This window comes from Rhodococcus sp. KRD162, assembly GCF_017168335.1.
Classification (GTDB): Bacteria; Actinomycetota; Actinomycetes; order Mycobacteriales; family Mycobacteriaceae; genus Rhodococcoides.
On record NZ_JABFAU010000003.1, the window covers coordinates 789065 to 796057 of the forward strand.

The 6993-nt window shown below is 64.9% G+C and carries 6 protein-coding genes; 5 read left to right on the top strand and 1 reads right to left on the bottom strand.

Features of this window, described 5'->3' with window-relative positions:
• Position 1 precedes the first annotated feature (1 nt).
• The gene (locus tag J1M87_RS06165) at positions 2-769 is read right to left on the bottom strand and encodes a TSUP family transporter (protein WP_206488618.1); all 768 of its coding nucleotides are present in this window, start codon (positions 767-769) and stop codon (positions 2-4) included.
• 17 nt (positions 770-786) lie between these two features.
• On the opposite strand from J1M87_RS06165, the gene J1M87_RS06170 reads away from it, so the two are divergent.
• From J1M87_RS06170 to lnt, 5 genes are all read left to right on the top strand, one after another.
• Entirely contained in the window at positions 787-1950 is a 1164-nt protein-coding gene (locus J1M87_RS06170) for a sensor histidine kinase (protein ID WP_206488619.1), read from the top strand.
• Positions 1951-1966: 16 nt separating this feature from the next.
• Positions 1967-2623 carry a response regulator transcription factor gene (locus J1M87_RS06175; RefSeq protein WP_206488620.1) on the top strand — a complete coding sequence of 219 codons (657 nt, stop codon included), beginning with the start codon at positions 1967-1969 and terminating at the stop codon, positions 2621-2623.
• A gap of 81 nt (positions 2624-2704) precedes the next feature.
• Positions 2705-3241: an FxsA family protein gene (locus J1M87_RS06180; protein WP_206488621.1), complete on the top strand. Its 537-nt coding sequence runs from the start codon at positions 2705-2707 to the stop codon at positions 3239-3241.
• 17 nt (positions 3242-3258) lie between these two features.
• A complete protein-coding gene (locus J1M87_RS06185; RefSeq protein ID WP_206488622.1) occupies positions 3259-4854 on the top strand; it encodes an amidohydrolase in 1596 nt (531 codons plus the stop codon).
• Positions 4844-6433, top strand: a complete 1590-nt coding sequence (lnt, locus tag J1M87_RS06190) for an apolipoprotein N-acyltransferase (RefSeq protein WP_206488623.1) — start codon at positions 4844-4846, stop codon at positions 6431-6433. The genes J1M87_RS06185 and lnt overlap by 11 nt, the downstream gene beginning before the upstream one ends.
• Positions 6434-6993: the final 560 nt, after the last annotated feature.

Here is a 6993-nt window from a genome sequence, read left to right on the forward strand (position 1 = left end):
GCTAGCCGAATTGCTGCCAGCCCAGGCGGACGACCATCCCCAGCACGACGACGAGCAGCACTATTCTGACGAACCCGGCACCTCTGGCGACAGCTGTTCTCGAGCCCAAGACGGCACCGATGACGTTGCACACCGCCATGGCAGCTCCGAGTTGCCAGTAGACGCTGCCGGTGACGGCGAAGAACGTGAGGGCTCCTACGTTGGATCCGACGTTGATCACCTTGGCCATCGCGGCGCTGCGTACGAACTCCGTACCGAGCATCGTTGCAAACACGATGATGAGAAACGTGCCGGTGCCGGGCCCGAGGATGCCGTCGTAGAAACCGATTGCTGCGGCGGCGAGTCCCGTCACGATCAGCACCTTCAGATGCGTCGGCGGCGACGGTGCCGCGCTCAGACCGATGGTCGGCCGTAGGGTCACCAACAGTGCCACTCCGGCGAGCACGACCATGATGACCGGGATGAACAGGTCGCGGTCGATCAACGACACTGCAGCGGCTCCAGCAGCTGAGGTCACGGCGGCAAGGACTCCGGCAGGAACCAACACGGTCCAGTTCAGCGACACCTTTCGTGCGAACGTCACGACGGCGGCGACGGTACCGAAGATCGCAGTGGCCTTGTTCGTCGCCAACGCAGCTTGTGGGGTCAGTTGGGGTGCCACGAGCAGGATCACCGGGAGCAGGATGAGGCCGCCGCCACCGACGACGGCGTCCACCCAACCGGCCGCTGTCGCGGCCACCATCAGCAGTCCCCAGTCGGCAGCGGTCATACGGCAAACTCAATCACATGCGCCGTTTCAGCCTGTGGCTCCGAGGGCAGCCCTTCGTCGCCGATGCACTTCTGGCAGCGGGACTGTTCGTCGTCGAGATGCTGGTGTTCGTCAGCTCGGTCGACGATGTGAACGGACCGCTGTTTCTGGCGTTCGCTCTGGTGCTGTCGGTTCCCATTGCGTGGCGGCGCCGATTTCCTCGGTCGATAGCGGCGATCAGTCTGGTGGCCACGAGTGTGTGTGACGTAGCCGGCTCGATGGCAGGTGAGACGTCCAACGGTCACCCGGCAACGCTCGCTCTTCCGATCATGTTGTACACACTGGTCGCGTACGTGGGCCGAGTTCAGGGTGCCGTGTTCGCAGCGGCACTCACCGCGTACACCGTTGCGTCGACGCTGTTGCTGGACCAGCCGATCTTCACCACGCTGACCTTCAGCGCCCTCTTCTACGCGCTGTCATGGCTGGCGGCGGAATTCCTCGGGGCCAGACGGGCCTATGACGAAGCGACCGAGGCGAGGCTGATCGTTGCCGAGTACGACCGGGACCGCCGCGCCGAAGAAGCCGTGATCGCCGAACGCACCCGTATCGCGCGTGAACTGCACGACGTCATAGCGCACGGTGTCAGCGTCATGGTGGTCCAGGCCGACGGGGCCTCGTACAACATCAGACGCAATCCCGAACGCGCGGAACAAGCTGTCGCCAACATCTCCGCGACAGGTCGGCTGGCTCTCGCCGAATTGCGCCGGACTGTGGCGTTGCTGCGCACGTCTCCCGACTCGGACGACATGCCCCTGTACGGCACGGCAGGACTCGCGCGCGTCGTCGAAATAATGGGCCGCGCCGGATTGAACGTCGAACTCGAGCAAACCGGGAACCTCGACGACATCAGCCCAGCGATCAGCCTCGGTGTGCACCGGTTGGTCCAGGAATCGCTGACCAACGTCCTACGGCATGCCGGTCACGCTCCACGAGCCGTCGTCAAAGTGGTCCGCGAAGAACAGGCCGTCACCGTGGAGATCAGCGACAACGGGACCGGCGCGCGAGCAGGGACGTCCGCAGACGGCGGGGGACACGGCCTGCTCGGGATGCGGGAGCGAGTGGCCGTACTGCAGGGAACGCTGTACGCCGGTCGAACGTCACACGGCAATTGGCTCGTCCGGGCAACTCTGCCGATCGAGTGAGGGCTAAGTTGGGTCGGTGCCGATCACCGTTGTCGTCGTGGACGACCAGGAACTGATGCGCATGGGGCTGAACATGGTGCTCGAAGCCCAGGACGACATCGAGGTGGTGGGGGAGGCATCCGATGGTGCCGGTGCCATCGAGGCTGTGGCCGGTCTGGCACCGGAGGTGGTGCTGATGGACGTCCGCATGCCCGGGATGGACGGCGTTTCGGCGACCCGTGCGATCACCGAATCCGGCTCCACCGCGCGGGTTCTGGTGATGACCACCTTCGACCTCGACGAGCACGTGCTCGGAGCACTGCGCGCGGGTGCCAGTGGCTTTCTGCTCAAAGACACGCCACCGGATGATTTGGTCTCGGCCATCCGAAGCGTGGCTGCGGGCGATGCCGTCGTGTCGCCGAAGGTCACCAAGCGGTTGCTCTCGCGGTTCGTCGCCCAGTCCGTACCGACCACCGATGTTTCGGTTTTCGACGCACTCACCGGACGTGAGCGGGAGGTGCTGGTGCATTTGGCGACCGGCATGTCCAACGTCGAGATCGCGTCGGCGCTACACCTGTCCGAGGCGACGGTGAAGACACACGTCGGACGGATTCTGACGAAACTGAACGTACGCGACCGAGTACAGGCCGTCGTGTTGGCGTACGAGACCGGCCTCGTACGCCCGGGTTCCTGAGAATTTCCCGGCAAACGGGGCATTGCGGGAGCGATTTCGACGGCCCGAGCGTTGTACGGGTCAAGCGAAGAAAGGACCGCCATGCTCGCACTGTTCGTTGTCTATGTCGTCATCGAGGTCGCCGCACTCGTCGCCGTCGGTAGCGCTGTGGGGGTGTTGTGGACGGTACTGCTGCTGATCGGCGGGTCGCTGATCGGATCCTTGCTGGTGCGCTCGCAAGGCAGGCGCGTACTGGACGGTCTGCGTAGTGCATCACGGGGGGAGCGGCCGACCGGCGGCGCGGTGGCGGACGGAGCACTGTTCGCGGCGGGCTCGGTCGCCATGTTCGTGCCGGGGCTGGTGACCACCGCGATCGGCTTGCTGCTGTTGATCCCGCCGACCAGGTGGCTGTTGCGACCCGCGGTCATGTGGGCTGCGGCACGCTGGTTGCCTCAGGTTTCGACCGCGACACGCCGCATGCGCCCCACCGTCATCGACGGTGAGGTCCTCGACGACCACCAGGATGTGGGCCATCGCGCGTCGAGTACTGCCGATTCGGCACTGGTTCTCGAAGGACAAGTGATCGAAGCCGACCGGTTCGATCGCACGGAAGGGGATTTCCGGAAGCCGCACCGGTAGGGGCACACTGGTTCTTCGTGACCACCGAATTGTTCTGCGGCGGACGGATCTACAGCCCGACGGCCTCCGATGCCACCGCCATGGCCGTGACCGACGGAGTCGTCAGTTGGATCGGCGAGGATCGCACGGGCCGCGCACTTCATCCGGGGGTGACGGTGACGGACCTGGGCGGTTCCTTCGTCGCACCGGCCTTCGTCGACACACACGTGCACCTCACCGATCTGGGGCTGTCGCTGATCGGATTGGATCTGTCGCATTGCCGATCTCTCGGCGAGTGCATGCGCGAGCTCACCCAGCACGCGCTGTCCTCTTCGGACGCGCTCGTGTGGGGGCACGGCTGGGATGATGCGGCTTGGCCCGAACACCGCGCACCGTCGACGGCCGATCTGGACGCAGCCGCGCCGGGACGGCCGGTGTACCTGGCTCGGGTCGATTCGCATTCGGCAGCCGTGTCGACTCCACTTCGGGCGGTCGCGCCGGCTATCGAAACCAGCACTGGATTCTCGGCCCAATCGCCTCTCACCGCTGCAGCTCACCACGTTGCACGGCTGACCGCCCGGTCGATGATCACCGCCGACACCCGGCGACGCGCCCGATCTGCAGCGCTGGACCATGCGGCGGCGCATGGAATCGTTGCCGTGCACGAGTGCGCGGGCCCGATCGTGTCGGGACTCGACGACTTCCGCGCGGTGATGGAGTCCGATCACGGAGTCGAAGTACGCGGTTACTGGGGCGAAGTGGTCGACACGGCCGAGCGGGCGCGGCAGCTGCTCGCCGATACCGGTGCCCACGGTTTGGCCGGCGACATCTTCGTGGACGGATCGTTCGGATCACGGACTGCATGGTTGTCCTCGCCATACGCGGACAGCCCCGGATCTGGAGTGTCCTACGAGGACGTCGATGCACTGACAGCGCACATCTCGGCTTGTACCGCAGTCGGCGTTCAAGCCGGATTCCACGTCATCGGCGACGCCGCCGTCACGGCCGCCGTCACGGCTTTCTCGCGTGTGGTCGCCGAATGGGGAACGCCCGCCGTTGCTGCCTGCGGGCACCGGCTCGAACATCTGTCGATGGTCACACCGGAGCAGGCCGACCTGTTGTCCTCGTGGGGCGTGATCGCCAGTGTGCAGCCGATGTTCGATGCGGTCTGGGGCGGTTCGGACGGACTGTACGCAGAGCGTCTGGGCGGCGAACGCGCAGCCGCCCTGCATCCGCTCGCCCGATTGGCGTCCGCGGGGGTTTCACTCGCCTTCGGTTCGGACGCGCCGGTCACTCGTCTCGACCCGTGGGCGACGACGAGAGCGGCCGTGAACCACAAGACGCCCGGCAGCGCGGTCTCGCCTCGGGCCGCCTTCGCGGCCGCGACTCGTGGAGCGTGGCGCGCAGGCGGAGTCCGAGACGGACTGGCCGGCACTCTGGTGCCGGGCGCTCCGGCCTCGTTCGCGGTGTGGGATGTCGACGAACTCGTCGTACGAGCTCCGAAGGACAGCGTTCAACGATGGTCGACGGATCCGCGGGCGCGAGTATCACCGCTGCCCAGCCTCGACGAGTCGTCCGAGAGCCCGCGGTGCTCGTTGACCGTGCATCGCGGGCAGGTCATTCATGAGCAGTGATGTCGTTTCGGCACCGGAGAAGTCCCGCACGCGGGGCGGGCGGCTGCGCGGGGCAGCAGTGTCGACTCTTGCGTCCGTGCTGGCCGGTGCGCTGATTTTTGCCAGTTTCCCTCCTCGAACGCTGTGGTTTCTGGCACCGCTCGGTATTGCTGTGCTCGCGGCGGTGTTGACCGGCTTCGGCGGCAGGAGATCGGTGTCGCTGAAGGCAGGGTTCGGCTACGGATATGCCGCCGGGCTCGGCTTCTTCGTTCCACTGCTCCCGTGGATCGGTGTGTACGTGGGGCCGATGCCCTGGTTGGCCCTGGCCGCCGCCGAGTCCGTGTTCGTCGGGCTGTTCGGGGTCCTCGGGGTGCTCACGGCGCGTAGTTCATGGTGGCCGCTGTCGATGGCGCTGGTGTGGAGCCTGACCGAGTGGTTGAGGTCGAGTGTCCCTTTCGGGGGCTTTCCCTGGGGGCGATTGGCCTTCGGCCAACCCGAAGGGTGGCTGCTGCCGCTGGCGAGTATCGGCGGTGCACCCCTGCTCAGCTTCGGGGTGGCGCTGACCGGAACAGGGCTCGCCGCGCTGGCTCTGGCGAGTATGCGGCGGGGCGGCCTACGAGCATTCCTCGGTCCTGTCGCCGCGGCGGCCGCGGCGTCGATCGTGGCGTTGGCTGTACTGCCGACTCTGCCCACCAACGACGCGGCGGACGGCGAACGAATGGTGACGGTTGCTGCGGTGCAGGGAAGCGTTCCTCGGCTCGGCCTGGATTTCAATGCACAGCGCAGAGCAGTTCTGGACAATCACGTGCGGGAGACACTGGCGCTGGCCGCCGACGTCGATGCCGGCAGGCAACCTGCTCCGGATCTCGTCGTGTGGCCTGAGAACGCGTCGGATATCGACCCTTTGAGGAACGCTGACGCTGCGACTTTGATCACACAGGCCTCGGTCGCTGTCGGCGCGCCGATCCTGGTCGGAACGGTTTTGGTCAATAAGGACGGCACCAACTCGAATTCCGTGATTGCGTGGAACGGCACGGACGGCCCCGGCGAGCGGCACGACAAGAAAATTATTCAACCGTTCGGCGAATACTTGCCGTACCGAAGTTTCTTTCGGTTGTTCTCCGAGTACGCCGACCGTGCCGGACATTTCGTGCCCGGCAGTGGAAACGGTGTGGTGCATGCCGCCGGAATAGCCACGGGTATAGCGACGTGTTACGAGGTGGCTTTCGATCGGGCCCTCGAAGAATCGGTGACCTCGGGAGCAGAGTTGATTGCCATCCCCACCAATAACGCGACTTTCGGCGACACCGACATGACCTACCAGCAACTTGCGATGTCCAGGGTACGGGCTGTGGAACACGGGAGGACTGTCGTGGTGGCCGCAACGAGTGGCGTGAGCGCCATCGTCGGTCCCGACGGTACGGTCCTGCAGCAGACGCCTCTGTTCACCCCTGATGTCCTGGTATCGAGTGTAGAGCTGCGTCGAACGCAGACGGTGGCCACTCGGCTCGGATTCGGATCCGAGCTCGCACTGTGCCTCGCAGCGATCGTCGGGCTCGGCTCGTCGCTGCTCGCGAGGAGGCACCGGGAGGCCGGCTGAACAATCGCGACGTCGGAATCGACGCAGTATTCCGATCTTCCAGTCGGTAATTGTCGATGGCGGGACGATCATTCGAAATTCGGTTGTCGTTCATTCGATCGAATAGCGCATGCTCGACTGGCGCACACGGTCACTGCTGTAACAGGCTGGAGCTGGAGTCCGATGCTTCTTATGACTACTGCACAAAAGACTCGACCCAATGTTGTATCTTTGTAAGCCGCTGGACGTGTCGGATCTCGGAATTCGGGTGTGGTTTCAGTGGGTGGCGGGCGCAGAGCAGCGCCTGCACGTGGTTGTGGGATCGACGTATCGGCCCGACATTCGTGTTCGGGCCGCTTACCTGGCCGGGGAGGAAAGCTCGTGTCGCAGACGACGGTAAAATCGCACACCGACACCCTGTTGTTCCACGAACCGAAAGTTCGATACAGGCGGTAAAACCAGGGCGCGTACCGGTTTCAATCCGGTCGACAGCGCGCGACGAATGAATACGAGCCCTGTCAAGCCCTCGAGCGTGTGAATCGACACGAACGTAGATCAGAACGGAAGCCAGAATTGCTCAA

Bases quoted from the DNA above. Each gene is read 5' to 3' on its own strand.
- J1M87_RS06165 (WP_206488618.1), bottom strand. From the start codon at position 769: ATGACCGCTGCCGACTGGGGACTGCTGATGGTGGCCGCGACAGCGGCC.
- J1M87_RS06170 (WP_206488619.1), top strand. From the start codon at position 787: ATGCGCCGTTTCAGCCTGTGGCTCCGAGGGCAGCCCTTCGTCGCCGAT.
- J1M87_RS06180 (WP_206488621.1), top strand. From the start codon at position 2,705: ATGCTCGCACTGTTCGTTGTCTATGTCGTCATCGAGGTCGCCGCACTC.
- lnt (WP_206488623.1), top strand. From the start codon at position 4,844: ATGAGCAGTGATGTCGTTTCGGCACCGGAGAAGTCCCGCACGCGGGGC.